Below are 26170 nucleotides of genomic sequence, written 5' to 3' on the forward strand. Positions count from 1 at the left end.
CTTGCTTGTTTCCTGGGCCGCTGACATGCTCCTGGGCACACCGCCACGCCCCGAGGGGAGCGCACCGTGTCCGATGCCGCAGCCGTGCTCGACGACCTGCGCAACGAGAGCGACGAACTCGACCTGCTGGTAGCAGAGTTGACCGCCGGGCAGTGGGCCGGACCTACCCCCGCCGAGCGCTGGACCGTCGCGCACCAGATCGCCCATCTGACCTGGACCGACGAGGTCGCCCTGCTCGCCGTCACCGACCCGGACGCCTTCGCGGCGGAGGTCGCCAAGGCGCAGGCGGCCCCCGACAGCTTCGTCGACCAGGCCGCCGAGGAGCTCGTGGCCGAGGAGCCGGCCGCGCTGCTCGCACGCTGGCGCGACGGGCGCGACCGTCTTCAGCGGGCCCTGCGCACCGCCCCGCCCGGCACCCGCATCCCCTGGTACGGGCCGCCCATGAGTGTCGCGTCCATGGCGACCGCGCGGCTGATGGAGACCTGGGCGCACGGGCAGGACGTCGCCGATGCCCTGGGTGCCGTACGCGCCCCGACCGCCCGGCTGCGCCACATCGCCCGGATCGGGGTACGGGCCCGTGACTACGCGTTCCTCGTACGGGGGATCAAGACGCCCGGCGAGGAGTTCCGCGTCGAACTCGGATCCCCGGACGGTGAGGTGATCGCCTTCGGGCCCGAGGGCGCCGCACAGCGCGTCACCGGTCCACTGCACGACTTCTGCCTCCTCGTCACCCAGCGCGCCCACCGCGACGACCTCGCCGTCCGCGCCGAAGGGGCCGACGCCGACCAGTGGCTGGACATCGCCCAGGCCTTTGCCGGCCCACCCGGCCCCGGCCGCGCACCCGGGGGCCGCGCACCCGGCAGCGGTGCACCGGGCGGCGGTGCACCGGGCGGCGGTGCACCGGGCGGCGGTGCACCGGGCGGCGGTGCTCCGGGCGGCGGTGCACCGGGCGGCGGTGCTCCGGGCGGCGGCGCCCGATGACCGTCGCACCGCTGCGGATCGGGAACGCCTCCGGCTTCTACGGCGACCGCTTCGACGCCGTACGCGAGATGCTCACCGACGGCCCACTCGACGTCCTCACCGGCGACTACCTCGCCGAACTGACCATGCTCATCCTCGGGCGCAGCCGTCTCAAGGACCCCGCCCGCGGCTACGCCACCACCTTCCTGCAGCAGCTCGAGGAAGGCCTCGGGCTCGCCCATGAGCGCGGCGTGAAGATCGTCGCCAATGCCGGAGGGCTCAACCCGGCCGCCCTCGCCGGGGCCGTCGCCGAGCTGGCGCGGAAGGTGGGCGTTCCGGTCCGGGTCGCGCATGTCGAGGGCGACAGCCTGCCCGTGCCCGACGGGTTCCTCACCGCCAACGCCTACCTCGGCGGCCACGGCATCGCGGCCTGCCTGCGCGCCGGGGCCGATGTCGTCGTCACCGGCCGGGTCACCGACGCCGCCCTCGTCACCGGCCCCGCCGCCGCCCACTTCGGCTGGGGGCCGGACGACCACGACGCCCTCGCCGGGTCCGTGGCCGCCGGGCACGTCCTGGAGTGCGGCACCCAGGCCACCGGCGGGAACTACTCCTTCTTCCGCGGTCACGACATCCGCCGGCCCGGCTTCCCGCTCGCCGAGATCCACGCCGACGGGTCGTCCGTCATCACCAAGCACGACGGCACGGGCGGCTTCGTCGACGTCGGGACCGTCACCGCCCAGCTGCTGTACGAGACCGGGGGCGCCCGGTACGCCGGGCCGGACGTGACCGCCCGGCTCGACACCGTACGGCTGGCCCAGGACGGGCCGGACCGGGTGCGGATCTCCGGGGTGCGCGGCGAGGCCCCGCCGCCCACCCTCAAGGTGGGGCTCACCCGGCTCGGCGGCTGGCGCAACGAGGTCGTCTTCGTGCTCACCGGGCTCGACATCGAGGCCAAGGCACAGCTGGTGCAGGAGCAGTTCGCGCAGGCGCTCACCCGGTCCCGTACCGGGCCGCCCGACGAGGTGCGGTGGGAGCTGGCCCGTACCGACAGGGCCGACGCCGACACCGAGGAGACCGCCAGCGCCCTGCTCCGGCTCGTCGTCCGCGACCAGGACCCGGAGACCGTCGGAAGGGCGGTCACCGGGGCCGCGATCGAACTGGCCCTCGGCAGCTACCCGGGCTTTCATGTCACCGCCCCGCCCGGCAAGGGCGCGCCCTACGGAGTGTTCGAGGCGAGGTACGTACCGGCGGAAGACGTCGAGCACGTCGCCGTGGGGCCGGACGGGCGGCGGGAGCGGGTGACACCACCCGTACGGACCGAGGCGCTTGAGGAAGTGGATGAGCCCGCTCTCCCCGAACCCCTGCCTGCCGGGCTGACTCAGCTCACCCCCCTCGGCCGCATCGCCGGCGCCCGGAGCGGCGACAAGGGCGGTGACGCCAACATCGGCATCTGGGTCCGCACCGACGACGCCTGGCGCTGGCTGGCGCACGAGCTGACCGTCGAACGCTTCCAGGAACTTCTCCCCGAAACAGCCGAGTTGACCGTCGTCCGGCACATCCTGCCGAACCTCCGCGCGCTGAACTTCGTCGTTCACGGCCTCCTCGGCGAAGGCGTCGCCGCACAGGCCCGCTTCGATCCGCAGGCCAAGGCGGTGGGGGAGTGGCTGCGGTCCCGGCACCTCCCCGTCCCCGTGACCCTGCTCGAGACCACCGACGTACCGGAGGCGCACGCATGACCGTCCTGGCCACCGGGCTCGACACCGTGAGCCCCGAATACGCCGCGAACCGCGCCACCATGCTCGACCGGCTCACCGAGCTCGACACCGAGCACAGCAAGGCGCTCGCGGGCGGCGGCGAGAAGTACGTCGAACGGCACCGGGGGCGCGGCAAACTCCTTGCCCGGGAGCGGATCGAGCTGCTGGTCGACGCCGACACCCCGTTCCTGGAGCTGTCACCGCTCGCGGCCTGGGGCAGCGAGTACGCCGTGGGCGCCTCGCTCGTCACGGGCATCGGGGTCGTCGAGGGCGTGGAGTGCCTGATCACCGCCAACGACCCGACCGTACGCGGTGGCGCCTCCAACCCCTGGACCCTGAAGAAGGCCCTGCGCGCCAACGAGATCGCCTTCGCCAACCGGCTGCCCTGCATCAGCCTCGTCGAGTCCGGCGGGGCCGATCTGCCGTCCCAGAAGGAAATCTTCATCCCCGGCGGCGCACTGTTCCGGGACCTCACCCGGCTCTCCGCCGCCGGTATCCCGACCGTCGCCGTCGTCTTCGGGAACTCCACGGCCGGCGGGGCCTACGTCCCCGGCATGTCCGACCACACCGTCATGATCAAGGAGCGGTCGAAGGTCTTCCTCGGCGGACCGCCCCTGGTGAAGATGGCGACCGGCGAGGAGAGCGACGACGAGTCCCTCGGCGGCGCCGACATGCATGCCCGTACCTCCGGACTCGCCGACCACTTCGCCGTCGACGAGCACGACGCGCTGCGTCAGGCACGACGGATCGTCGCCCGGCTCAACTGGCGCAAGGCGCACGGCGATCCGGGGCCCGCCGAGCCACCGAAGTACGACGAGGAGGAGCTGCTCGGGATCGTGCCGGGGGATCTCAAGATCCCGTTCGATCCGCGCGAGGTGATCGCCCGGCTCGTCGACGGCTCCGACTTCGACGCGTTCAAACCGCTGTACGGGACGAGCCTGGTCACCGGGTGGGCCCGGCTGCACGGCTACCCCGTCGGCATCCTCGCCAACGCGCAAGGGGTGCTGTTCAGCGAGGAGTCGCAGAAGGCCGCCCAGTTCATCCAGCTCGCCAACCAGCGCGACATCCCCCTCCTCTTCCTGCACAACACCACCGGCTACATGGTCGGCAAGGAGTACGAGCAGGGCGGCATCATCAAACACGGCGCGATGATGATCAATGCGGTGTCCAACTCCAAGGTCCCGCACCTGTCCGTGCTGATGGGCGCCTCGTACGGGGCCGGGCACTACGGCATGTGCGGGCGCGCCTACGACCCCCGCTTCCTCTTCGCCTGGCCGGGCAGCAAGTCCGCCGTGATGGGCCCGCAGCAGCTCGCGGGTGTGCTGTCCATCGTCGCGCGGGCCTCCGCCGCCGCGAAGGGACGGCCCTACGACGACGAGGCCGACGCCGGGCTGCGCGCCATGGTGGAGCAGCAGATCGAGTCCGAGTCGCTGCCGATGTTCCTCTCCGGGCGGCTGTACGACGACGGGGTCATCGACCCGCGCGACACCAGGACCGTCCTCGGGATCTGCCTGTCCGCGATCCACACCGCCCCGGTCGAAGGCGCCCGTGGCGGCTTCGGCATCTTCCGGATGTGAGGACGACCATGATCAGCACCCTGCTCGTCGCCAATCGGGGCGAGATCGCCTGCCGGATCTTCCGCACCTGCCGTGCCCTGGGCATCGCCACCGTCGCCGTGTACTCGGACGACGACGCCGACGCGCTGCACGTGAGGGAGGCCGACACCGCCGTACGGCTGCCGGGGGCCGCGCCCGCCGACACCTATCTGCGCGGCGACCTCGTCGTACGGGCCGCGCGCACGGCGGGCGCCGACGCCGTGCACCCCGGCTATGGCTTCCTCTCCGAGAACGCCGGGTTCGCCCGGGCCGTGCAGGACGCCGGGCTCGTCTGGGTCGGCCCGCCGGTCAAGGCCATCGAGATGATGGCGTCCAAGACCCGGGCCAAGGAGCTGATGGCCGCCGCCGGGGTGCCGCTGCTCGCCCCCGTCGACCCGGCGCAGGCGACCGCCGGCGACCTGCCGCTGCTGCTGAAGGCCGCGGCGGGCGGCGGCGGACGCGGCATGCGGGTCGTCCGTGAACTGGGCGCGCTGCCGGGCGAAATGGCAGCTGCCACGGCCGAGGCGGCGAGCGCCTTCGGCGACGGCGAAGTCTTCGCCGAGCCCTACGTCGAACGCGGCCGGCATGTCGAGGTCCAGATCATGGCCGACGCACACGGCACCGTATGGGCGCTCGGCACCCGCGACTGCTCGCTCCAGCGCCGCCACCAGAAGGTCATCGAGGAGGCCCCCGCACCCGGCCTCGACGACGCGCTGCGCGCCCGGCTGCACGACGCGGCGACCGCAGCGGCCCACGCCGTCGGCTACCGGGGCGCGGGCACCGTCGAGTTCCTCGTCGCCGCTGACGGACGCCCGTACTTCCTGGAGATGAACACCCGGCTCCAGGTCGAACACCCCGTCACGGAAGCCGTCTTCGGGCTCGACCTCGTCGCCCTGCAACTGTCCGTCGCCGAGGGCGAACCCCTCCCCGCCGCCACGCCCCCGCCCCCGCACGGGCACGCCGTCGAGGCCCGGCTCTACGCGGAGGACCCGGCCCGCGGCTGGCAGCCACAGACCGGAGCGCTGCTCACGCTGGACGTACCGGACGAACCCGGGCTGCGCCTCGACACCGGATACACCGGCGGCGACACCATCGGCATCCACTACGACCCGATGCTCGCCAAGGTCATCGCCCACGCCCCCACCCGCGCCCAGGCCGTGCGGCTCCTCGCCCGCGCCCTGGAACGCACCCGCATCCACGGCCCTGTCACCAACCGCGAGCTGCTCGTACGGTCCCTGCGCCACCCCGACTTCACCGGCGCCCACCCCGACACCGGCTTCTACGACCGCCACCTGGACGCCCTCACCCGCACTCCGGGCGACGACGCGGACCAGCACCTCGCGGCCCTCGCCGCGGCCGCCGCACACGCCGCCCGGCACCCGGGTACCTCCGGCACATCCCGCTTCGGCGGCTGGCGCAACCTTCCCTCCCGGCCCCAGACCAGGCGCTACCGCAGCGAACCCGACGGCGCCGAGCACGAGATCGCCTACCGCACCACCCGCAGCGGTGCGATCGACGCCCCCGGCGCCCGGATCCTCACCGCCACACCCGACCACGTCACCATCGAAACGGACGGCGGTCTCACCCACCGCTTCCGCCTCACCACCCACCACGACCGGGTCCACGTGGACGGCGCCACCGGCTCGTACACCTTCACCGCCCTCCCCCGCTTCACCGACCCCACCGACCGCACCGAACCGGGCTCCCTGCTCGCCCCCATGCCCGGCACCGTCGTCCGGCTCGCCGACGGCCTCGCACCCGGCACCGCCGTCCGGGCCGGGCAGCCCCTCATCTGGCTGGAGGCGATGAAGATGGAACACCGCATCCTCGCCCCCGCCTCCGGCACCCTCACCGCGCTCCATGTCGCACCCGGCCTCCAGGTGGAGGTCGGCGCCCTGCTCGCCGTCGTGCAAGACGTACAGGAGGAACCGACCCCATGAGCACCGTCCTCGAAACCGAAGAGCAGCAAGCCCTGCGCGCCGCCGTCGCCGCACTCGGAAAACGGTACGGGCGCGACTACATGACCTCCGTCGTACGTGACGGCGCCCACCCCCGCGAACTGTGGGCCGAAGCCGCCAAGCTCGGCTACCTGGGGGTCAACCTCCCCGAGGAGTACGGCGGCGGAGGCGGCGGCATGGCCGAACTCTCCATAGTCCTCGAAGAGTTGGGAGCGGCAGGATCACCTCTCCTCATGATGATCGTCTCCCCGGCGATCTGCGGCACCGTCATCGCCCGTTTCGGCACCGACACCCAGAAGCAGCAGTGGCTCCCCGGCCTCGCCGACGGCTCCCTCACCATGGCCTTCGGCATCACCGAACCCGACGCCGGCTCCAACTCCCACCGCATCACCACCACCGCCCGCCGCGACGGCGAGGACTGGCTGCTCACCGGGCGGAAGGTGTTCGTCTCCGGCGTCGACATCGCCGACGCCACCCTCATCGTCGGGCGCACCGAGGACGCCAGGACCGGCACGCTCAAGCCCTGTCTCTTCATCGTCGCGCGCGACGCCCCCGGATTCCGGCGCTCGCAGATCGACATGGAACTCCACGCACCGGAGAAGCAGTTCGAGTTGGTCCTCGACGACGTGCGGCTACCCGCCGACGCCCTCGTCGGAGGGGGTACCTCCCGCTCGAGCGAAGCCGAGAATGGGGGAGAGGACGCGGGCCTCCTCCAGCTCTTCGCCGGACTCAACCCCGAACGCATCATGACCGCCGCCTTCGCCCTCGGCATGGGCCGGTACGCGCTCGGCCGCGCCGTCGAGTACGCGCGGACCCGGCAGGTGTGGAAGGAGCCCATCGGTTCCCACCAGGCCATCGCCCACCCCCTCGCCCAGGCGCACATCGAACTCGAACTGGCCCGCCTGATGATGCAGAAGGCCGCCAGGCTCTACGACGAGGGCGACGACATCGGCGCGGGCGAAGCCGCCAACATGGCGAAGTACGCCGCCGCCGAGGCCTGCGTGAAAGCCGTCGACCAGGCCGTGCACACCCTCGGCGGCAACGGCCTCACCCGCGAATACGGGATCGCTTCCCTGATCACCGCCTCCCGCGTCGCCCGGATCGCACCCGTCAGCCGGGAAATGATCCTGAACTACGTTTCCCACCAGTCCCTGGGTCTCCCCAAGTCGTACTGACGCGTGCTCCCTGCGGAACGGCCGAGTCTCCGCCGACAGGCTCACACGCGAACGGGACCCGGAGCCCAATTCACTCCGCGACCCGCTCGCACGACCGGTTGCCATCCGCGCGCGAGCCAGGGTTGGATCACCTCGCCCTCACTTCCTCCCACACGTATTCGCCCATCGGTTGCGCGCCGACGCCCCGCTGTGCCTGTGCCTCAACGATGAGCAACCCGCGGCCCGCGAGAAGAAGACCCGTGTTCGAGAGACAGGACCCGCACTTGACGCCGCTCGCCGCCCCTGTCCACGACCGGGGCATCACCACCCTCGCCCTCGACTCACCGGCCAACCGCAACGCACTCTCCGCGCAGTTGGTCGTCGAGCTCTCCACCGCCCTGGACACGTGCGCGGCCGACGACACCGTACGAGCCGTCGTCCTCACCCACACCGGCAACACCTTCTGCGCGGGTGCCGACCTGGCCGGACCGCCCGACCCCGCAGCCTTCGTCGCCCTCATGCGGCAGATCGTCGCTCTGCCTAAGCCCGTCGTCGCCCGCGTCACCGGACACGTCCGGGCGGGCGGCCTCGGACTGCTCGGCGCCTGCGACATCTCCGCCGCCGGCCCCGACGCCTCGTTCGCCCTCACCGAATCCCGGCTCGGCCTCGCCCCCGCCGTCATCTCCCTGCCGCTGCTGCCCCGCACCGATCCGCGCGCCGCCGCCCGCTACTACCTCACCGGCGAACGCTTCGACGCCACCGAAGCCGCCCGCATCGGCCTGATCACGATCGCCGCCGAGAACGCGGACAAGGCACTCGTACCCGTATTGGACGGACTGCGCAGGGCCTCACCACAGGGGCTGGCAGCATCGAAGGAGCTGGTCACAGCTACTGTGCTGAAGGGTTTCGACCAGTACGCCGAAGACCTCATCGCCCGCTCGGCAGCACTTTTCGCCTCCGCCGAGGCACGGGAAGGAATGACGGCCTTCCTCGAACGACGGGACCCCGCATGGGTGTTTTGACTGCTCCCCTTCCTGGAGGGAGGGGATTCCTGGCTCAGGCCGCCTTCTGGAGCGGCGCTCCGGGAGGTCCTACGCCCTCAGCACCAGCCGGGTTCAGACCAGCCCGGACGAGCATCACGTGGGCGGAGTTCTTGTCCCTGGGGGATACGGCTCCGCATGTGGTGCAGGTGTAGATGCGTTCCGAAAGAGGGAGTGCGTGCTTGGTTCTCGCTCCGCACGATGCGCAGTCCATGGTGGTGTGCGCGGGGTGCACGAGGTGGACATCCCGTCCGTGCTTGCGGCCCATTTCGATCAGGGCTGTCTTGGTGGCGCCGATTGCCGCGTCGGCGGCCCTGCGGGCCATGGTGGTCCTGGCGAGGAACTTCGGCCGGAAGTCCTCCACCGCGATGGCGTCGTGGTCGGTCACGACCTTCTTCGCCCATTTGCGGGCGGTGTCCTGCCGCTGCCGGGCCACCTTTTTGTGCAGCTTGGCAACCTGCTTCTTTGCCTCCCGGTAACCCCTCGACCCGGCCTGTCCCTTCGAAGGCCTGCGGCGGGCCGTCATCCGCTGGTAGCGGGCCAGGCGCTGCGCGGCCCTTTTGCCGTGCTGAGCGTGCGGAAGGTCGTGGGTGTCCGATGTGGTGGTCGCGGTCTCCTTGACGTCCCAGTCCACGCCGATCACCCGGCCGGTCTCCGGGAACGGCCGTACCTGGGCGGGGATGACGAACGAGGCGTACCAGTGCCCAAGACTGTCCCGGTACACCCGCACGCTGGATGGGTCGGCGGGAAGGTTCCGCGACCAGACCACGGTCAGGACGATGCCGCCCGCGAGGTACAGTCGGCCGTCCTTGAGGCGGAAGCCGCGCCGCGTGTAGTTCAGCGTGGGCAGCGCCTCATGCTTCTTCTTGTACTTCGGCATTCCGGCCCGGCGCGCCATGGGCAGCCGGTCCTTGATGTCCTTCAGCGCCTTCGCGCGGGACTTACCGAAATCCCGGACGAGCTGTTGTTGCGGCACCGAGGAGCCCTCCGCCAACCACGGTGTGATGGCGCGAGCCTCGGTCAGCATGTTGTCCAGCGCGGCGGGGCCGCACTTGTCGTTCTCCGCGTGAGCCTTCTTCGACCGGACCACGCACTCGTTCCAGATCCACCGGCACCGGTCCCACTCCGCCATCAGCGCCGTACGGGCGGTCGACGACACGCGAAGCCGGTAGGCGTACCGGACATGTCCGGCCCGCCTTCAACCGTCTCTGGTGTCATCATGCCACTACCGTACCACTAGAATTCGGGACATGGATCACGAAGTGCGCATCACGCTCAGGCTTCCCGCCGACCTCCACGCGTGGCTGGTCGCCAAGGCCAAGTCCGCCCGCAGGTCCCTCAACTCCGAAATCGTGTACCGCCTGGAGAGCGATCGCGCCGCCACCGAGGCAGACGGCGAGTCGCCCTGACGGCGAATCGCCTTTCCTTGCTCTACTCCACAGAAGCCCGAATCCTTCCCGGCCCGAAGACCGGGGCATTCTCGGAGGTTCCCCGTGACGCCCCCCACCGACAGGACCCCCAAGCAGGACCGCAGCCGCGCCACCCGCCGACGGCTGCTCGAAGCCGCGGTCGCCTGCCTCGCCGAACACGGCTGGGCAGGCTCCACGGTCTCCGTCGTCGCCGAACGCGCAGGCGTATCGCGCGGCGCCGCCCAGCACCACTTCCCCACCCGCGAGGACCTGTTCACCGCAGCCGTTGAATACGTCGCCGAGGAACGCTCCGCCGCGCTGCGCGCCCTGCCCGTCCAGGGCCGCGCAGCCGTCGTCGCCGCCCTCGTCGACCTCTACACAGGACCGCTGTTCCGCGCCGCACTCCAGCTCTGGGTCGCCGCCTCCAACGAGGCGTCACTGCACCCCCGCGTCAGCGAACTCGAAGCCCGCGTCGGCCGCGAGACCCACCGCATCGCCGTCGAACTCCTCACCGCCGACGAGACACGGCCCGGCGTACGCGAAACGGTCCAGGGCCTCCTCGACATGGCCCGCGGCCTCGGCCTGGCCAACGTACTGACCGACGACACCGCCCGGCGCCGGAGGGTCGTGGCACAGTGGGCGGCCCTGGTGGACGACGCACTGAACTGAGTCTGGGGGCAGCGACTCCCAGGCGCGCGGCAGCCTCGGCTTCCCCTTCCGGGGACGGCCCGGCCCGACCCACCCCTTCCGAACCGAGTCCGACCCGACCGGACCGCGCACGAAGGGCGCGGCGCCCCGACGTGAGACACCACGCCCGTCCGGCACCCGGCCGGTTCACCCCGTGATGTGGTCGTACCCCTCGATCGCCCGCGGATCACGCGGCCCCGGCCCGACATACCTCGCCGACGGCCGCACCAGCCGGCCCGTCCGCTTCTGCTCCAGAATGTGCGCCGACCAGCCCGCCGTACGCGCACACGTGAACATCGACGTGAACATGTGCGCCGGAACCTCCGCGAAGTCCAGCATGATCGCCGCCCAGAACTCCACGTTCGTCGCCAGCACCCGGTCCGGACGCCGCGCGTGCAACTCCTCCAGCGCCGCCTTCTCCAGCGCCTCCGCCACCTCGAACCGCGGCGCGCCCAACTCCTTCGCCGTACGCCGCAGTACCCGCGCCCGCGGGTCCTCCGCCCGGTAGACCCGGTGCCCGAAGCCCATCAGCCGCTCACCCTTGTCCAGGGCCTTCTTCACATACGCGGTCGCGTCACCGGTCCGCTCGATCTCCTCGATCATCCCGAGGACCCGGGACGGCGCACCGCCGTGCAGCGGCCCCGACATCGCACCCACCGCACCGGACAGCGCCGCCGCCACATCGGCGCCCGTCGACGCGATGACCCGCGCGGTGAACGTGGAGGCGTTCATGCCGTGCTCGGCGGCCGACGTCCAGTACGCGTCGACGGCCTTCACATGCTTCGGATCCGGCTCCCCGCGCCAGCGGATCATGAACCGCTCGACGACGGACTGTGCCTTGTCGATCTCGCTCTGCGGAACCATCGGCAACCCCTGCCCGCGCGCCGACTGGGCGACGTACGACAGCGCCATCACGGCGGCCCGCGCCAGATCGTTGCGCGCGGTCTCCTCGTCGATGTCGAGCAGCGGCTTCAGACCCCACACCGGCGCCAGCATCGCCAGCGCGGACTGCACATCGACCCGGATGTCACCCGAGTGGACCGGGATCGGGAACGGCTCGGCGGCCGGCAGACCGGGGTTGAACGCCCCGTCGACCAGCAGACCCCACACGTTCCCGAACGACACCTGACCGACGAGATCCTCGATGTCGACCCCGCGGTAGCGGAGCGAACCGCCCTCCTTGTCGGGTTCGGCGATCTCCGTCTCGAACGCGATGACTCCCTCGAGCCCGGGTACGAAGTCGGACATCATGCGGCTCCCTCGAATCGGCGGCTGTACGGAGGCCACAGTGGCCTGCCCCAAGATATTGGCGGGTTCCCATGACGCGGGGAAGCGTGACATCCCGCACAGCGCCCGGCATTACCGATGCGTGGTTGACACCCCTCCTCACCGGGCAGACTGGGCCGCTGCGGCAGGATGACCCCGTGCCCACCGCAGATTCCCCTTCCGACTCCACCACCGATCCGGCCGCGATGCGCGAGCAGTACCGCTCCGAGGCCTTCACCGAGGACACGCTCGCCGCCGACCCCATGCAGCAGTTCGCCCACTGGTTCCGGCAGATCGCCGCAGGTGGAATGGTCTATGAGCCGAACGCCATGGTGGTCTCCACCGCCACCCCCGACGGCCGCCCGTCCTCCCGCACGGTGCTGCTGAAGAAGTACGACGCCCGGGGCTTCGTCTTCTTCACCAACTACACCTCCCGCAAGGGGCGCGAACTGGACGCCAGCCCGTACGTCTCGCTGCTCTTCCCCTGGCACCCGCTGGCCCGCCAGGTCGTCGTCACCGGCACCGCGGCCCGCATCGCCCGCGAGGAGACGGTCGCCTACTTCCGCACCCGCCCCCACGGCTCGCAGCTGGGCGCCTGGGCGAGCGAACAGTCGGCCGTGATCGGCTCCCGCCAGGAGCTCATCGACCGGTACGAGGAACTGGCGGCCCGCTACCCCGAGGGCGAACGGATCCCCGCACCCCCGCAGTGGGGCGGCTTCCGCGTCGTACCGGAGACCATCGAGTTCTGGCAGGGCCACGAGAACCGGCTGCACGACCGGCTGCGATACGTGCGCGAGGGCGACGGCTGGCGCGTCGAGCGCCTGTGCCCGTAGCAAACCCCTCCGCACACGCAGAAACCCGCGGGCTCTGGTCCCTCCTTGCGGAGGGGCCGGCCGGACTTACCGGCGAGCCCGCGGGTCGGTGACTGCTTGGGATTGGCCGGCGACCGGCCTGCACTGCAAGAGCGCGACGACGGGCGTCAGCCCGCAGTCACCTCACGAGTCCGAGAAGACTGCACTTCCGGATCACCTCCTTTCAGCGTGTACGGCACACCCTAGGAACGCCGCCGGAACCGCACAACCGAATTACCGAAGGATCGGCAGGTCCCGATTTTCCGGAAAGCCGATGTGTGCTGGGTCACGTTCGAGTTCAATGGTCTGACGTGCGGCAATGGCGGACACGTCCTGCAGGGGGTCCGGGATGAGCGCTTCCACGAGCAGTGGAACCACTGATGCCCTCGGCCCCGACCCGATCCCCGGGTCGGAGCTTCTCGCTGCGTTGCTCGACGGGATGGACGCGGCGCTCTGCGCCTTCGGCGCGGACGGCACGATCACGCACTGGAACCGTGAGGCGGAGCGGATTCTCGGCTGGTCGGCCGAGGAGGCCGTGGGGCGGCCCGGGTTCGCGGGGTGGGCCGTGCGCAGCGCGGACGTGGGTGAGGTGCAGGGGCGGCTGATGGCGGCCATGGATGCGCCGGGGCGCCAGGTGCATGAGTTCGCGTTGCTGCGCAAGGACGGCGGGCGGGTGCTCGTGCGGATGCAGTCGGCCGGGGTCCGGGGTGCGGACGGGAAGCCGGCCGGGGTGTACTGCGCGTTCAGCGAGGTGCATGCGCAGATCGATCTGGAGCGGTCGATCGCGCTCAGTGAGGCGCTGTTCGAGGACGCGTCGTGGGGTGTGGTCCTCGTCGATGTGGATCTGCGGCCGACGGTCGTCAACGCGTGTGCGGCGCGGGCGCTGGGTGGTGGTCGTACGACGCTGCTGGGGCGTCCGCTCGCCGAGCTGGTCGTGCAGGGGGTGGAGGAGCTGGAGGGCGCGCTGCAGCATGTCCTGGCCGAGGGGCCGCCGCCCGCGCCCGCCGAGCTGTGGGTGACGCTGCGGACGGCGGACGGGGACCGGCGGCGCTGCTGGCGCAGCGGGTTCCTGCAGCTGACGTCGCCACTCGCGGAGGAGCCGGTGCCGTTGGGGGTCGGCTGGCTGTTCCAGGACGTGACGGCTCAGAAGCTGGCGGCGCAGGAGGCGGACCGGGTGCGGTTCCGGTCGAATCAGCTGTACCGGGCGTGCCGGTCGGCGGCCGAGTGCGAGGACCCGATGGAGGCGGCGACGTCGTATCTGGATTTCGCGCTCGCGGGCTTCGCCGACCATGTGCTGATCGATCTGCTGGCGGGGGAGCGGCTGGTGCGGGTGGCGGCGACGCCGGCCGATGCCCCGGGTCCGTGTCTGCCGGTGGCCGGCGGCGGATTTCCGCTGCGGTACGCCCCGGGGCATCCGGCGCTGCAGGCGGTGGACCGGACGGGTTCGGTCCGGTCGAGCGCCGGTCCGGGTGCGGGGGCCTGGGCGGACGAGCGTCAGTGGCCGAGGGGTTCGGTGCACGCCTTGTGCGCTGTGATGCGCAGCCGGGGCCGGACGCTGGGTGTGGTGACGTTCTTGCGGGCGGCCCATCGCACGGCCTTCGAGCGCCCGGACGCGGCGTACGCGGAGAGCGTTGCGGTCCGGGTGGCGGGCGCGGTGGACCTGGCGCAGGTGCTGGGCGGCTGAGCCCGCCTCGGCCTGCGACGGGCGTTGGGTGCCCGCTCCCGGCACATCACCCTGCAGTCACCGAGTCGGCGGCGCTGGGGCTGCTCGGCGGCATGGGGACGTCCGTGCGGGTGCCGGTTCCGCTACTGCCGGTAGAAGATCCGGTCCGCGTACTGCGTCATCACGCGCCCGTTCCACTCATGCCCGCCGTCGACGTTCCCGGACCGCAGCAGCGGCGGCTCGATCCCCCGCTCCACCAGCCGCTCCGCGGCCGCCGCCATCATCGCCTGCATCAACGCGCTGGTGACCACCGTCGAGGCGGGTGCGAACGGTGCCTCGATGCCCTTCGCGGTGAGCTCCGCGTCACCGATCGCGATCTTGCTGTCGACGACGATGTCGCAGTGGTCCCGCAGGAACCCGCCGGAGCTGTGCCGCGACCGGGTCGCGTCCGCGTATGCCACCGAGGTGACGCCGATGACCGTCAGTCCGAGCGCACGGGCGTCCCGCGCCATCTCGACGGGCAGCGCGTTGCGCCCGGAGAGCGAGATGATCACGAGCAGGTCGCCCGCGCTCGCCGGGCTGGAGTCCAGCACGGCACCGGCCAGACCGTCGACCCGCTCCAGCGCCGAGCCGAGCGTCGCGGGCATCACGTCGACGCCGAGCGTGCCGGGCACGGCGAGAAGGTTCATCAGGGCCAGTCCGCCGGCCCGGTAGACGACGTCCTGGGCGGCGAGCGACGAGTGGCCGGCGCCGAATGCGAAGAGCCGGCCGCCCGTCGCGACGGTGTCGGCGATCGCGGCCCCGGCGGCCGCGATGGTGCCGGACTCCTCGTCACGTACGCGCTCCAGCAGGCCGATCGCTGCGTCGAAGAACTGACCGGCCAGCTTGCTGTCGCTCATCGAGGAAGCCCTTTCGGCGGGGGGTGGGTGGCCGTGGGGTGTCCGTGCCGCGGATCACGTTGCGGTCTGGACCAGTGACCTGTCAATACCGCCCGGGCCCGCACGCGCGGTCCAGGGTTCGGTCGGCGCGGCACGGTTGTCGGAGGTATGCGTCAGAATTGGCTGAGGGCCAGCGCGCGGCGTTGACGGCGTTTTTCATGTCACAGCATCGAGGGGCACGAATGTCCGGACTGATCGACACAACGGAGATGTATCTCCGCACCATCCTCGAACTCGAAGAGGAAGGCGTCGTCCCCATGCGCGCCCGGATCGCGGAACGGCTGGACCAGAGCGGTCCGACGGTCAGCCAGACGGTGGCGCGCATGGAGCGCGACGGGCTGGTGCAGGTCGCGGGCGACCGGCATCTGGAGCTGACGGAGGAGGGCCGTCGGCTGGCGACCCGGGTGATGCGCAAGCACCGGCTCGCCGAGTGCCTGCTCGTCGACGTGATCGGCCTGGAGTGGGAGCAGGTGCACGCCGAGGCCTGCCGCTGGGAGCACGTGATGAGCGAGGCCGTGGAGCGCCGGGTGCTGGAGCTGCTGCGGCACCCGACGGAGTCTCCGTACGGGAATCCGATCCCGGGCCTGGAGGAGCTGGGCGAGAAGGCCGAGGCCGACCCGTTCCTGAACGCGGACATGGTCAGCCTGTCGGAGCTCGACCCGGGAACCGAGGGCAAGACCGTGGTGGTGCGGAGGATCGGTGAGCCGATCCAGACGGACGCCCAGCTGATGTACACGCTGCGGCGGGCGGGCGTGCAGCCCGGCTCCGTGGTCAGCGTGACCCAGTCGCCCGGCGGGGTGCTGGTCGGCAGCAGTGGCGAGGCGGCGGAGCTGGACGCCGAGGTCGCCTCGCACGTCTTCGTCGCCAAGCGCTGACCGCGACGCTGAAGCGTAACGTCCGCTTTCCGTTTTTCCGTCCGGAATTGCAGCGCTCGGGCGGATCGCGTGCCAGGCTGTGGCTGAGGCATACCTGAGAGTGGCGGCCGCCTGGCCACGCGGTCGGGGAGGGAGCAGGGGATGCACCCGTCGTACTGGCATGTGCACCAGCAGGTGTCTGCCACGAGCCCGAACGCCCCGGCCGCCTTGACGACTGCGGCCGCCCCGGCGACCGGGCCCGGCCGGCCGGGCCCGCCCGCGCGCACTCCGGCGCCCGCAGGCCCGCCCGCGCCGGCCGCCCGCACTCCGGCGCAGACCGCCCCGCGCGCGCCTCTGACGTGGGAGGGCCCCGGCGCCGCGCGGCGCCGGGGCCTGTCCTCCCCTGTTCCGACCTGGAGCCCCGAGCTCTCAAGGTCGGTCCCCGCGGGCCCTCATCCCCGAGTGGCCCGCCTCCCGGAGAAGATCTCCCCGCAGGGGCCGACGTCAATCCTTGGAGGCTGTCACTCGAACGAGGGGTGTTGCGAGCCGGAACCCGTTGTTCGAATAAAGGTTCGATAGTCTGGCGTGACGCGACCGCGCGGTGATCGAGCGGTGATCGAGGACCAGAAGGGGGTGCCAGGACATATGGTGCGGCGCATCGATGTGACCGGATCCGACGGCGTACGCCTCGCGGCCTGGGAGTTCGCCGATCCGCCCAAGGGGCGCACGGAGGGCGAGCGTGCCCCCGGGGTCTTACTGCTCCACGGACTGATGGGCCGGGCCTCCCACTGGGCCCCCACCACCCGCTGGCTCGCCGAGCGGCACCGCGCCGTCGGCCTCGACCAGCGGGGGCACGGCCGCAGCGAGAAGCCGGCCGAAGGCCCGTACACCCGCGACGCGTACGTCGCCGACGCCGAGGCGGCTGTCGAACAGCTCGGCCTCGGCCCCGCCACCGTCGTCAGCCACTCGATGGGCGCCCTCACCGCCTGGCAGCTCGCCGCGAAGCGCCCCGACCTCGTCCGGGCCCTGGTCATCTGCGACATGCGGGCCTCCGCGCTCGGTGCGGCCTCGCAGCGGGAGTGGGAGGACTGGTTCAAGTCCTGGCCGCTGCCGTTCGCGACGCTCTCCGACGTACGGAAGTGGTTCGGCGAGGACGACCCCTGGGTGGAGCGCCCGAACCCGTCCCGCGGCGAGTTCTTCGCCGAGGTGATGGCCGAGCGGGCCGACGGCTGGCGGCCGGTCTTCTCCCGCCGTCAGATGCTCCAGTCCCGTGCGACGTGGGTCCACGACGCGCACTGGGAGGAGCTGGCGCAGGTCCGGTGCCCGACGCTGGTGGTCCGTGGCCTGGACGGCGAACTGGGCCGGGCGGAGGCCCAGGAGATGGTCCGCGTACTGCCGCGCGGGCAGTACGCGGAGGTGGCGAACGCCGGTCACCTCGTCCATTACGACCAGCCGGAGGGCTGGCGCGCGGCCGTCGAGCCGTTCCTGGAGCAGTTCGCCGAGGACTCCCAGGACGACCGCGAGCCCGTTTCCTCGTAACGCAAGCCGCAGCCCCGGCCCGGGCCGGCTCGGGTCATCCCTTGCTGACCGCCGCCAGGATCTCCGGGAGCCGGTTCGCCGTGCGGGGAGCCGCCAGCCGCAGCCCCGCCCAGGCGATCAGTGTCCCGTACGCGCCACCCACCGGAACCAGCAGCCACAACCAGTCCTCCGCATCGACGAGATGCAGCCAGATCGTCGCCACGATCACCGGCGCGCACAGCACCGCCGCCGAGACCATGCCGCCGAAGATCGAGATCCAGGCGAGCCCGGCCTGCCCCGGTGCCACGTTCTTGAACGCGCCGTCCTGCGGGATCGAGTACGGGAAGTTGGCCGACGCCACCGCGCCCGTCGCCAGCATCGCGCCCAGCAGGGCGAAGCAGAGACCCATGACGCCCGGCAGCACCTCCCAGTCCCCGAGCACCGCCGCCGTCACGACGGTCACCAGGATCGTGTACGGGAGCGTGATCACCAGCAGCGCCAGCGCCCGCGCCCGCAGCTCGAAGTACGCGTCCCGGGTGGAGGAGATCGTCAGCGCCACTATCCAGAACGCGGAGGTGTCCTGCCCGAACTGGTTGTACATCTGGATGCCGAGCATTCCGGCGGCGAAGCACGCGAAGTAGACCGAGCCGGTGCCCTGTACCGCGTTGAGCAGCGGCACGATCAGGCCGATGGCGAGCGCCGTCACCCAGGCAGCCTTGGTCTTCGGGTCCCGTGCGACGTAGCGCAGAGTCCGCCGCATCACCGTCCCCGTACGCCCCTCGGACATCAGTGCGGAGAGCCGGGAGCCGGCCGCCGCGGACTTCTTGCGGGTCGGTTCGGCGGCGGCGAGCGTCGAACCGTCCGGGGCGGTCATCAGCTTCACCAGACTCCGCTGCCACAGCCACATCAGTGCGCCCAATGCCGCGACGGAGAGCAGTAGTTGCAGCACGGCCCGGCCGTACGATCCCTGCGCCGCGGAGTCCACCGCGCCGATCGCCGAGGCCGGTGGCAGCCAGCGCACCACATCCGCGGCCGGGTCGAGCGCGGACAGCCCGCCGGACCGGCCGAGCCGCTGCGCACCGAAGTTGACGACCTGGATGCCGACCGCGATCACCAGCCCGCTGAGCACCGCCAGGTCGCGGCCCTTGCGGGAGGTCAGCAGCCGGGTGTTGGCCGTGGCGACGGCCCGGGCCAGCGCCACGCACACCAGCAGGGCCAGCGGCGCGGCCACCACCGCGCACACCACGGCCGCCGTCCCGTGCGCCACCGCGAACGCCGAACCGACCGTCAGACAGAGCGTGAACAGTGGCCCGATGCCGACCAGGGAGGCCGTCAGCAGCGCCCCGATCAGCGGGCGCGGCCGCAGCGGCAGCATCACCAGCCGGCTCGGGTCGAGGGTCTCGTCGCCGCTGGGGAAGAACAGCGGCATCACCGCCCAGCCGAGCGCCAGCACCGCCGTGAGCAGCACCACGAGCGAGCCTGCGTGGGCGTGGCCGCGCAGCGCGATCAGCCCGACGACCTGGCCGGCGGCGATCAGCAGGGCGACCGCGACGGACGAGATGTAGGCGGCCCGCCGGCCCGACGACTGCCGCAGTCCGTTGCGCAGTAGGGTCAGCTTGAGCCGTACGAAGACGGAGACGAGCCCTTCGCCGCCCCGGCCGCCCGAGGGGCGGGGGGTGGGGGTGACGGGGGTGTCGAGGACGCTCATCGGGCGCCGCCCAGCCAGTCGAGGGAGTCGCCGGTGTCCCGGCCGCCCGCGCCGACGAGTTCGAGAAACGCGTTCTGCAGCGACGACGCCGAGCCGCGCACCTCGGCGAGGGTGCCCTGGGCCCGGATCGTGCCGGCCGCCATGACGGCCACCCAGTCGCACAGCGACTCGACGAGTTCCATCACATGGCTGGAGAAGACGACGGTCGCCCCCGAGCCGGTGTACCGCTCCAGCACCCCGCGGATGGTCTGCGCCGAGACGGGGTCGACGCCCTCGAACGGCTCGTCCAGGAAGAGCACTTCGGGGTTGTGCAGCAGCGCTGCCGCGAGCCCGATCTTCTTCCGCATGCCGGTCGAGTAGTCGACGACCAGCTTGTGCTGGGCGCCCGCCAGATCCAGTACGTCCAGGAGCTGGGTGGCCCGCTTGTCGACCTCGGCGCCCGGCAGTCCGCGCAACCGGCCGGTGTACGCGAGGAGTTCGCGTCCCGAGAGGCGCTCGAAGAGCCGCAGTCCCTCCGGCAGGACGCCGATCCTGGCCTTGACGTCCACCGGGTCGCGCCAGACGTCGCGCCCGCCGACCTCGATCGTTCCGTGGTCGGGGCGGAGCAGCCCGGTCACCATCGACAGCGTGGTGGTCTTGCCCGCGCCGTTCGGCCCGACCAGACCGATGAACTTCCCGGCGGGCAGCTCCAGATCGATCCCGGCGACCGCCGTCTGTTCGCCGAAACGCTTCCAGAGGCCCTGCACGCGAACGGCGGGTGGCGCCCCGCCCGCCTCCACCGCACTGTTCGATTCCGCTGCTGTCCGGTCCGACATGGTGCACTGCCTTTCGGTGTCCCCGTACGTGGTGGACAGACTACGAAAGGCGTGCGCGCGCGTCGGCTGCTTCCCGTCCACAGGCGTAGGCGAGCGGGCCGATGACCTCCACCGCGTCCGGCAGCCACCGGTTGGCGGGGGTGGGGCGGCGCGCCCACTGGACCGCACCGCGCCCGCCGACCCAGGTCGGCGGCCCCGCCACGTAGTCGCCGTCGCCGCGGCCGGACAGATCGATCGCGGCGGCGCTCCAGCCGAGCGCCCGTACGAGATCGTCCACCTTGGCCGCTGCGCCGGGCAGTACGAAGAAGAGCATCCGGCGGGCGGGGGTGCAGGTGACAGGTCCGAGGGGCAGGTTCATCCGTTCCATCCGGGCCAGCGCGAGGAAACCGGCGGACTCCGGCACGTCGATCGCGTCGAAGGTGCGCCCGGTGGGCAACAGGACCGAGGCCGTGGGGTGCTCGGACCACATCCGGCGGACCGCGGCGCCGCTGCCGGCCGACCGGCCCGCCCAGTCGGGCCGGGTGGGGTGGGCGCCGGGGGAGGCACAGCGGGCCGCCCCGCACGAGCACCGCTCCGCCCCTCCCACCGCCTCCAGCCAGGCGCCGGGGAACACGTCCCAGTGCCGCTCTTCCGTGTACCGCACTGCGGCATCAAGCAGTAGCTCTCCTCGCTGCCCGGGGATCTGCGCGGCTTCCATGACATTGATCGGCTCTTCCACGAACACCTCAACTGCCGCAACCACCTGGGGTTACGGGCGTGGCGAACGCGGTCACGGTGCACCGATCCCGCACATGGGGCGCATGGATGCATGGACGGGGGCGCGCATGAGGCGATGCGTCGATGGGCGGGTAGCCACTTGGGGAGAATCCGGATCAGTTCGCCCAAGCCGCATACGTACCAAACGCGAACAACGACACGATGAGCGCCGCGAACACCGTGAACAGCGTGGAAATCACCAACACGATGAATGTGTGCATTTCTTGTGTAATTGCCGGGCAGTGATCTCCCCATCGATCACTGCGGCCTCAGGGGGAAACATGGCAGCCAGGCCTCTCGTCGCCCGCCAGCCGAACGAACGGCTCCAGGGACTCATTCAGGAAGCTGGATGTTCCAACGCGGGCCTGGCCCGCCGCGTCAACATGGTCGGAGCGGAGCGCGGCCTCGATCTCCGGTACGACAAGACCTCCGTGTCCCGCTGGCTGCGCGGACAGCAACCTCGCGGCCGGGCACCGGGAATCATCGCCGAGGCGCTCGGCCGCAAGCTCGGCCGTACGGTCACGATCGACGAGATCGGGATGGCCAACGGCAAGAATCTGGCGTCCGGCGTCGGCCTGCAGTTCGCGCCGACCGTGACCGGCGCGATCGAGCAGGTCTGCGAGTTGTGGCGCAGCGATGTCGGCCGCCGTGACTTCCTGTCCGGTTCGGCGGTCGTGTCCTCGGCGCTGGTCGAGCCAAGCCGGGACTGGCTGATCACCGCCGCCGACCCGCAGGTGGCGCGGGTCACCGGGGCCCGGGTCGGGATGTCGGACGTCGAGGCGGTGCGGGCGATGACGGCCGCGCTGGTCGACCTCGACCACCGGTTCGGCAGCGGCCACGTCCGGCCGGTGCTGGTGCATTACCTGAACAGCGTGGTCTCCGGACTGCTTTCGGGGGCGTACCGCGAGACGGTCGGGCGGCAGCTGTTCGCGGCGGTCGCGCGGCTCACCGAACTCGCCGGGTACATGGCGGTCGACACGGGGCACCCGGGGCTCGCCCAGCGGTACTACATCCAGGCGCTGCGGCTGGCGCAGGCGGCGGGCGACCGGGCCTACGGCGGCTATGTGCTGGCCGCGTCGATGAGTCATCTCGCCGCCCAGCTCGGCAACCCGCGGGAGATCGCGCAGCTGGCGCGGGCCGCGCAGGAGGGTGCGCGGGGGCGGGTCACCCCGCGGGCCGAGGCGATGTTCTACGCGGCGGAGGCGCGCGGGCACGCCCTGCTCGGCGACGCCCGCACCTGCCAGGAGATGACGGGCCGGGCGCTGACGGCTATGGAGCACGCCGAGCCGGACACGGGCGACGACCCGGCGTGGATCGCCCACTTCGACCACGCCTACCTGGCCGACGAGTTGGCGCACTGCCACCGCGACCTCGGCCAGGCCGAGGCGGCCGCCCGCCGGGCGTCGGAGTCCCTGGCGGGCCACCCGGAGTCCCGGGCCCGCCGCCGGGGCATCGGGCTGGTGCTGCTCGCCACGGCGCAGGTGCAGCTGCGCGAGGTGGAGCAGGCGTGTCATACGGGGATGCGGGCGATGGAGCTGCTGGGGAAGGTGCGGTCCAGCCGGGGCACGGAGTATCTGGACGATCTGCAGCAGAGGCTCGTGCCGTACGGGGACGAGCCTGCGGTACGGGAGTTCGGGGCGCGACTGGAACTCCAGGCGGCCTGACCGGGCGCCCCTTAACTGCGTCGTGAGGACACTGTGTGTTACTGCCCCTGTGAAGGGGTGGCGAGCGACAACGGGCGCTTGGCGAAGGGGGGCAGTCACCCGATACCGTGGGCCGACGATTCCGTAGGTTTACACGTAGGAGTCCCGGTGACGCAGAGCGGACAGGGCGACGAACAGCTCCCTGCTGTACGGCCCGCGCACGAAGGTGTCGTGCTGCCCGCAGGTGGCGGAGAGCCCTGGATACCGGGCGGAGCGGCCGACCAGGCCGTACCGGCGGGCGGGCAGCCGTGGGGCCAGCCCTGGGGGCCTCAGGCGTCACAGGGGCAGTACGGCCACGGCCAGTACGACCAGCAGGGCCAGTACGACCAGCAGGGCCAGTACGACCAGTACGGTCAGGAGCCGCCGTACGGACAGCAGCCCCAGGGGCAGCCCTTGCCGTACGCGCAGCCGCTGCCTCCGGAGGTCGTGCCGGGCATGGGCGCGGGTGCGGGCGCCGATGCCACGCAGTACATCGCCCCGGTGCCGGCCGGTCCCGCACCGGGCGGTCTCCCGCCCGAGAGCTCCGCGGAGGCCACCCAGTTCCTGGCCCCCGTCCAGCCGCCCGCACCGGCCCCCGACGCCGATGCGACGCAGTACATCCCGCCGGTGCCCGGCGGCGCCCCGTACGGCATCAGACCCGGGACGCCCGGCGAACGGCAGCCGCCCGTCGAGTTCGACAACCTGTTCCGCAGCGAGGAGCCCGCGGGTGCCACGCAGCAGATGCCCCGGTTCGACCCGGGACAGGCGGCGGGGTATCGGGGCGCCCAGCAGCCCCCGCACCAGCAGCCGTTGCAGCCGCAGCACAGCGAGCCGCAGCAGGGCCGGGCAGGGCAGCGCAAGAAGCCGTCGCACGTCCCGCTGATCGCCGCGGTCGTCGTCGGCTGCGCGATCATCGGGCTCGGCGCGGGTGCGCTGATGAGCGGCGACGACAAGGGCAAGGACGACAAGCAGCCGGTGGCCACGGCGAGTTCGCCCGCCGCGCAGCCCTCCACGCAGGCGGCGGCCGACCCGGCGAAGGCGCAGGCCGAGGAGCTCGACAAGCTGCTGGCGGACAGCAACAACAGCCGTTCCACCGTGATCGGGGCCGTCGCAAAGACCGAGTCCTGCACGGACCTGGACCAGGCGGTCACGGATCTGCAGGGTGCCGCTCAGCAGCGCCGCGAGCTGGTGACACGGCTGCAGGGGCTGTCCGTGGACAAGCTCCCCGACCACGCGCAGCTGACCGAGGCGCTCACGAAGGCCTGGCAGGCATCGGCCTCCGCCGACGACCACTACGCGGCGTGGGCCCGCCAGGCCAAGAACGGCAAGAAGGTGTGCAGGCACGGGAAGGCCCGTGCGACGCCCGAGAAGGCTCAAGCCACCGTGGCGAGCGGTGAGGCGAGCCAGGCGAAGCAGCGCGCGTCGGGGCTGTGGAACTCGATTGCGGCGAAGTACGGGCTGACCCGGCGATCGTCGACCGAGCTCTGATCCCGGGCCGGGCCGGGTGTTCCGCCGGGGTCAGATCTTCCGGCCGGGCGGAACACCAGCCCGTCCGGTGTTCGAGGAGCGGGGGGATGGGGGCGGAGCCCCCGGTATCGGGATGGGCCGGGTAGGGGAACAGGGCCGCCGCAGGCGCTCCCTCATCCCTTGGCGCTGGCGTCCGCCAACGTCTCCGTCACGTCCACGAACCCCTTCTTCTCCGCCACCAGCCGCCCCTTCCGCACCATCTGGAACGTCACCTTCCGGTTCACGACCCGCGGGTAGGCCGACGACCCCAGCATGTCCTTGAACCGCCACCTCAGCACCGGCGTGAGTCCGCCGGTGTCCACCCGGTCGCCCCGGTTGAGCGCGACCGTGATCTTGCCCGCGGTGATCTTCGGCTCGTCGATCGCCGCGACGATCTGCTTCAGCGCCGTGTACGCGATCCACGTCGTCTGGACGCCCGTGTCGTCCGGGTCGATCCGGTTGTCGCCGAAGGCGTGCTTCCGGATCACCTCGCGCATCTCGTCCCAGCGGGCGTCCCCCGCGTCCGGGTACCAGCCGGTGACGTACGCCCCTTCGAACGGGCTCTCCCGGCCGCCGGTGCGGTCGATCAGCGGCTGGTCGACGCTGCCGAGCACGGAGGAGATCCGTACGTCCCCGTACGACGGTTCGAGCCGGCGGAAGGAGTCGAAGAACGTCTCCGTGCGGTCCCCGAGCACCGCCGTCACACACCCGTCGGCCGTTCCCGCCCCCTGCAGCGCCTGACCGGCCGCCTCGTCGTACGACGTCGCCGCCTCCGCGGCCCGGACGTCCGTCGGAGCCGGCCGGTGCGCTTCCTTGAGGCCGGTGTTGAGCAGCCACGCCTGGTTCTCGCCGCCCAGCGTGTCGGGCCGCACCACGGAGACCCGCTCGCAACCGCGGGCGAGCTGTTTGGCGTTGCCCGCGAGGAGCGCCGGCTGTCCGCCGTTGACGGGGTACGAGTCGTAGCTGCTGAACTCCTCCTCGGAGGCGCCGTAGCCGCCGATGTACGGGATCCCGGCGACCTCCAGCGGCGCCATGAAGGCCTGTCCGTGCCGGCTGTACGAGCCGATGACCGCGACCGTCTTCTCGTTGACCGCCCGCCGGGCGCAGTTCCCCGCTCCGACCGAGGTGTCGCCCTCGTTGCATGTGACGACGAGCAGTTTGTGACCGTCGATCCCGCCGTTGTTGTTCACCCAGCGTGCGTACGCCCGCGCCATGGCGGTCATGCCGGCCATGTTCGCCGCGTCGGGGCCGGTGGAGCCGTTGGGGGCCCAGGTCATGACGGTGACGGGTTCCCTGGAGCCCCCCGTGGCGCCAGGGAGCACACCGCAGCCGGTGATCAGCAAGGCCCCGGCCGCCGCCATACATGTGAGGAGTTTGTAGGGACGGGGGGAGGTGAGGCGTCGCCATCCGGTCATAGGCATGAACATTTCCGTGCTCCGGGTAACGCAGATGTGTGCTTCGTTCAACGCTCGGTGACGTCCAGGTGAATTGCGGGGGCCGGTGCAGGCCCGGCGGAAGGAAACGTACGATCGACAACCGTGCAGCAAGGTTCGGAGAACACTTCCCGTCGCGGCCGTCGCTCCTCCACCATGGGCGGCATGCCGCTCAATGACGTTCCCTGGTGGCGCTGGCGCAGCAATGTGCGCTCGGCGCTGCACATGCTCTCCGACCCCGTCTTCCACCACGAGTGCTGGCTGGCCGGCCGGGAAGGGTACGGCGACGTCACCGACGCCGTGTACCGCCTGGTCGAGGACACCTGGCTGGACAACTGGTCCGCCGAGAAATACGTCGGGACGGTCTTCCGCGACTCCGGCGAGTCCGCTCTCGTCGATGTCGCCGTGCTACGGGTGCTGCGCATCATGCACCAGGTCGGCGCGGATGCCCCCGTCTCCGCCTATCTGGAGCACCACGGCTGGCCGGAGGCCGTACGGGCCGCCCGCGAGGCCCATGTGCTGCTCGCCACGAACGACGGCGAGGACCCGGACGTCCCGCCGCGTTCCCTCGACGTGCTCCGCATCATGACCAGAACCGCCTGAATCGCGGACGGTGTGGCACG

Annotated in this window: 22 protein-coding genes; 15 read left to right on the forward strand and 7 right to left on the reverse strand. The window is 71.6% G+C overall.

Annotated features, from left to right (window positions below; genetic code table 11):
• The first annotated feature begins 66 nt into the window (after positions 1-66).
• The 6 genes from ABZV38_RS16315 (at position 67) to ABZV38_RS16340 (ending at position 8443) form a co-directional block, all read left to right on the forward strand.
• A complete protein-coding gene (locus ABZV38_RS16315; RefSeq protein WP_356327524.1) occupies positions 67-981 on the forward strand; it encodes a TIGR03084 family metal-binding protein in 915 nt (304 codons plus the stop codon).
• On the forward strand, positions 978-2696 hold the full coding sequence (locus ABZV38_RS16320; protein ID WP_356327526.1) for an acyclic terpene utilization AtuA family protein: 1719 nt from the start codon (positions 978-980) through the stop codon (positions 2694-2696). The genes ABZV38_RS16315 and ABZV38_RS16320 overlap by 4 nt, the downstream gene beginning before the upstream one ends.
• The gene (locus ABZV38_RS16325; protein ID WP_356327528.1) at positions 2693-4291 is read left to right on the forward strand and encodes a carboxyl transferase domain-containing protein; all 1599 of its coding nucleotides are present in this window, start codon (positions 2693-2695) and stop codon (positions 4289-4291) included. Before ABZV38_RS16320 ends, ABZV38_RS16325 begins: the two co-directional genes overlap by 4 nt.
• 8 nt (positions 4292-4299) lie before the next feature.
• A complete protein-coding gene (locus tag ABZV38_RS16330) occupies positions 4300-6249 on the forward strand; it encodes a biotin carboxylase N-terminal domain-containing protein (RefSeq protein WP_356327530.1) in 1950 nt (649 codons plus the stop codon).
• The gene (locus tag ABZV38_RS16335) at positions 6246-7442 is read left to right on the forward strand and encodes an acyl-CoA dehydrogenase family protein (protein ID WP_356327532.1); all 1197 of its coding nucleotides are present in this window, start codon (positions 6246-6248) and stop codon (positions 7440-7442) included. Before ABZV38_RS16330 ends, ABZV38_RS16335 begins: the two co-directional genes overlap by 4 nt.
• Before the next feature lie 263 nt (positions 7443-7705).
• A complete protein-coding gene (locus tag ABZV38_RS16340; protein WP_356327632.1) occupies positions 7706-8443 on the forward strand; it encodes an enoyl-CoA hydratase family protein in 738 nt (245 codons plus the stop codon).
• Positions 8444-8477: 34 nt separating this feature from the next.
• On the opposite strand, the gene ABZV38_RS16345 is transcribed toward ABZV38_RS16340, so the two are convergent.
• Positions 8478-9593: a transposase gene (locus ABZV38_RS16345; RefSeq protein WP_356327634.1), complete on the reverse strand. Its 1116-nt coding sequence runs from the start codon at positions 9591-9593 to the stop codon at positions 8478-8480.
• A gap of 118 nt (positions 9594-9711) precedes the next feature.
• Here ABZV38_RS16345 and ABZV38_RS16350 point away from each other — a divergent pair, with 118 nt between their 5' ends.
• Together ABZV38_RS16350 and ABZV38_RS16355 are read left to right on the forward strand one after the other, a co-directional pair.
• Positions 9712-9870, forward strand: coding sequence for an Arc family DNA-binding protein (locus ABZV38_RS16350; protein WP_356327534.1), 159 nt, complete (start codon positions 9712-9714; stop codon positions 9868-9870).
• An 84-nt stretch (positions 9871-9954) separates the two neighbouring features.
• Entirely contained in the window at positions 9955-10539 is a 585-nt protein-coding gene (locus ABZV38_RS16355) for a TetR/AcrR family transcriptional regulator (RefSeq protein ID WP_356327536.1), read from the forward strand.
• A gap of 165 nt (positions 10540-10704) precedes the next feature.
• Here the strand turns inward: ABZV38_RS16355 and ABZV38_RS16360 are convergent, their stop codons facing one another.
• Entirely contained in the window at positions 10705-11805 is a 1101-nt protein-coding gene (locus ABZV38_RS16360; RefSeq protein ID WP_356327636.1) for a citrate synthase 2, read from the reverse strand.
• A gap of 224 nt (positions 11806-12029) precedes the next feature.
• Here ABZV38_RS16360 and pdxH point away from each other — a divergent pair, with 224 nt between their 5' ends.
• Together pdxH and ABZV38_RS16370 are read left to right on the forward strand one after the other, a co-directional pair.
• Positions 12030-12656 carry a pyridoxamine 5'-phosphate oxidase gene (pdxH, locus tag ABZV38_RS16365; protein WP_356327638.1) on the forward strand — a complete coding sequence of 209 codons (627 nt, stop codon included), beginning with the start codon at positions 12030-12032 and terminating at the stop codon, positions 12654-12656.
• Positions 12657-13023: 367 nt separating this feature from the next.
• Positions 13024-14358, forward strand: coding sequence for a PAS domain-containing protein (locus ABZV38_RS16370; RefSeq protein WP_356327538.1), 1335 nt, complete (start codon positions 13024-13026; stop codon positions 14356-14358).
• Positions 14359-14480: 122 nt separating this feature from the next.
• Here the strand turns inward: ABZV38_RS16370 and ABZV38_RS16375 are convergent, their stop codons facing one another.
• On the reverse strand, positions 14481-15236 hold the full coding sequence (locus tag ABZV38_RS16375) for an SIS domain-containing protein (protein ID WP_356327539.1): 756 nt from the start codon (positions 15234-15236) through the stop codon (positions 14481-14483).
• A 221-nt stretch (positions 15237-15457) separates the two neighbouring features.
• On the opposite strand from ABZV38_RS16375, the gene ABZV38_RS16380 reads away from it, so the two are divergent.
• Together ABZV38_RS16380 and ABZV38_RS16385 are read left to right on the forward strand one after the other, a co-directional pair.
• Complete coding sequence (locus tag ABZV38_RS16380; RefSeq protein WP_313938605.1) at positions 15458-16150, forward strand: metal-dependent transcriptional regulator; 693 nt, start codon at positions 15458-15460, stop codon at positions 16148-16150.
• 624 nt (positions 16151-16774) lie between these two features.
• Positions 16775-17668, forward strand: a complete 894-nt coding sequence (locus ABZV38_RS16385; RefSeq protein ID WP_356327640.1) for an alpha/beta hydrolase — start codon at positions 16775-16777, stop codon at positions 17666-17668.
• 34 nt (positions 17669-17702) lie between these two features.
• Here ABZV38_RS16385 and ABZV38_RS16390 read toward each other — a convergent pair whose 3' ends face one another.
• Genes ABZV38_RS16390 through ABZV38_RS16400 form a run of 3 tightly spaced genes read right to left on the reverse strand, consistent with a single transcriptional unit; the run spans position 17703 to position 20867 of the window.
• Complete coding sequence (locus tag ABZV38_RS16390; RefSeq protein WP_356327541.1) at positions 17703-19355, reverse strand: transporter; 1653 nt, start codon at positions 19353-19355, stop codon at positions 17703-17705.
• Positions 19352-20170, reverse strand: a complete 819-nt coding sequence (locus ABZV38_RS16395; protein WP_356327543.1) for an ABC transporter ATP-binding protein — start codon at positions 20168-20170, stop codon at positions 19352-19354. The genes ABZV38_RS16390 and ABZV38_RS16395 overlap by 4 nt, the downstream gene beginning before the upstream one ends.
• Before the next feature lie 40 nt (positions 20171-20210).
• Positions 20211-20867, reverse strand: a complete 657-nt coding sequence (locus ABZV38_RS16400; protein WP_356327642.1) for a bifunctional DNA primase/polymerase — start codon at positions 20865-20867, stop codon at positions 20211-20213.
• Between the two features lie 340 nt (positions 20868-21207).
• Between ABZV38_RS16400 and ABZV38_RS16405 the strand changes: the two genes are divergently transcribed.
• Positions 21208-22590, forward strand: a complete 1383-nt coding sequence (locus ABZV38_RS16405) for a transcriptional regulator (protein WP_356327545.1) — start codon at positions 21208-21210, stop codon at positions 22588-22590.
• Between the two features lie 147 nt (positions 22591-22737).
• A complete protein-coding gene (locus ABZV38_RS16410) occupies positions 22738-24096 on the forward strand; it encodes a hypothetical protein (RefSeq protein WP_356327547.1) in 1359 nt (452 codons plus the stop codon).
• 152 nt (positions 24097-24248) lie between these two features.
• Here the strand turns inward: ABZV38_RS16410 and ABZV38_RS16415 are convergent, their stop codons facing one another.
• Positions 24249-25529, reverse strand: a complete 1281-nt coding sequence (locus ABZV38_RS16415; protein WP_356327643.1) for an ABC transporter substrate-binding protein — start codon at positions 25527-25529, stop codon at positions 24249-24251.
• A 174-nt stretch (positions 25530-25703) separates the two neighbouring features.
• Between ABZV38_RS16415 and ABZV38_RS16420 the strand changes: the two genes are divergently transcribed.
• Entirely contained in the window at positions 25704-26150 is a 447-nt protein-coding gene (locus tag ABZV38_RS16420; RefSeq protein ID WP_356327645.1) for a hypothetical protein, read from the forward strand.
• The last annotated feature ends 20 nt before the right edge of the window (positions 26151-26170 follow it).

The sequence above is a fragment of the Streptomyces sp. NPDC005181 genome (genome assembly GCF_040608395.1).
Taxonomy (GTDB): Bacteria; Actinomycetota; Actinomycetes; order Streptomycetales; family Streptomycetaceae; genus Streptomyces.

Bases quoted from the DNA above. Each gene is read 5' to 3' on its own strand.
- ABZV38_RS16325 (WP_356327528.1), top strand. From the start codon at position 2,693: ATGACCGTCCTGGCCACCGGGCTCGACACCGTGAGCCCCGAATACGCC.
- ABZV38_RS16380 (WP_313938605.1), top strand. From the start codon at position 15,458: ATGTCCGGACTGATCGACACAACGGAGATGTATCTCCGCACCATCCTC.
- pdxH (WP_356327638.1), top strand. From the start codon at position 12,030: ATGCGCGAGCAGTACCGCTCCGAGGCCTTCACCGAGGACACGCTCGCC.
- ABZV38_RS16350 (WP_356327534.1), top strand. From the start codon at position 9,712: ATGGATCACGAAGTGCGCATCACGCTCAGGCTTCCCGCCGACCTCCAC.
- ABZV38_RS16345 (WP_356327634.1), bottom strand. From the start codon at position 9,593: ATGGCGGAGTGGGACCGGTGCCGGTGGATCTGGAACGAGTGCGTGGTC.
- ABZV38_RS16385 (WP_356327640.1), top strand. From the start codon at position 16,775: ATGGTGCGGCGCATCGATGTGACCGGATCCGACGGCGTACGCCTCGCG.
- ABZV38_RS16370 (WP_356327538.1), top strand. From the start codon at position 13,024: ATGAGCGCTTCCACGAGCAGTGGAACCACTGATGCCCTCGGCCCCGAC.
- ABZV38_RS16360 (WP_356327636.1), bottom strand. From the start codon at position 11,805: ATGTCCGACTTCGTACCCGGGCTCGAGGGAGTCATCGCGTTCGAGACG.
- ABZV38_RS16405 (WP_356327545.1), top strand. From the start codon at position 21,208: ATGGCAGCCAGGCCTCTCGTCGCCCGCCAGCCGAACGAACGGCTCCAG.
- ABZV38_RS16390 (WP_356327541.1), bottom strand. From the start codon at position 19,355: ATGAGCGTCCTCGACACCCCCGTCACCCCCACCCCCCGCCCCTCGGGC.
- ABZV38_RS16335 (WP_356327532.1), top strand. From the start codon at position 6,246: ATGAGCACCGTCCTCGAAACCGAAGAGCAGCAAGCCCTGCGCGCCGCC.
- ABZV38_RS16420 (WP_356327645.1), top strand. From the start codon at position 25,704: ATGGGCGGCATGCCGCTCAATGACGTTCCCTGGTGGCGCTGGCGCAGC.
- ABZV38_RS16395 (WP_356327543.1), bottom strand. From the start codon at position 20,170: ATGTCGGACCGGACAGCAGCGGAATCGAACAGTGCGGTGGAGGCGGGC.
- ABZV38_RS16415 (WP_356327643.1), bottom strand. From the start codon at position 25,529: ATGACCGGATGGCGACGCCTCACCTCCCCCCGTCCCTACAAACTCCTC.
- ABZV38_RS16400 (WP_356327642.1), bottom strand. From the start codon at position 20,867: ATGGAAGCCGCGCAGATCCCCGGGCAGCGAGGAGAGCTACTGCTTGAT.
- ABZV38_RS16375 (WP_356327539.1), bottom strand. From the start codon at position 15,236: ATGAGCGACAGCAAGCTGGCCGGTCAGTTCTTCGACGCAGCGATCGGC.
- ABZV38_RS16330 (WP_356327530.1), top strand. From the start codon at position 4,300: ATGATCAGCACCCTGCTCGTCGCCAATCGGGGCGAGATCGCCTGCCGG.
- ABZV38_RS16320 (WP_356327526.1), top strand. From the start codon at position 978: ATGACCGTCGCACCGCTGCGGATCGGGAACGCCTCCGGCTTCTACGGC.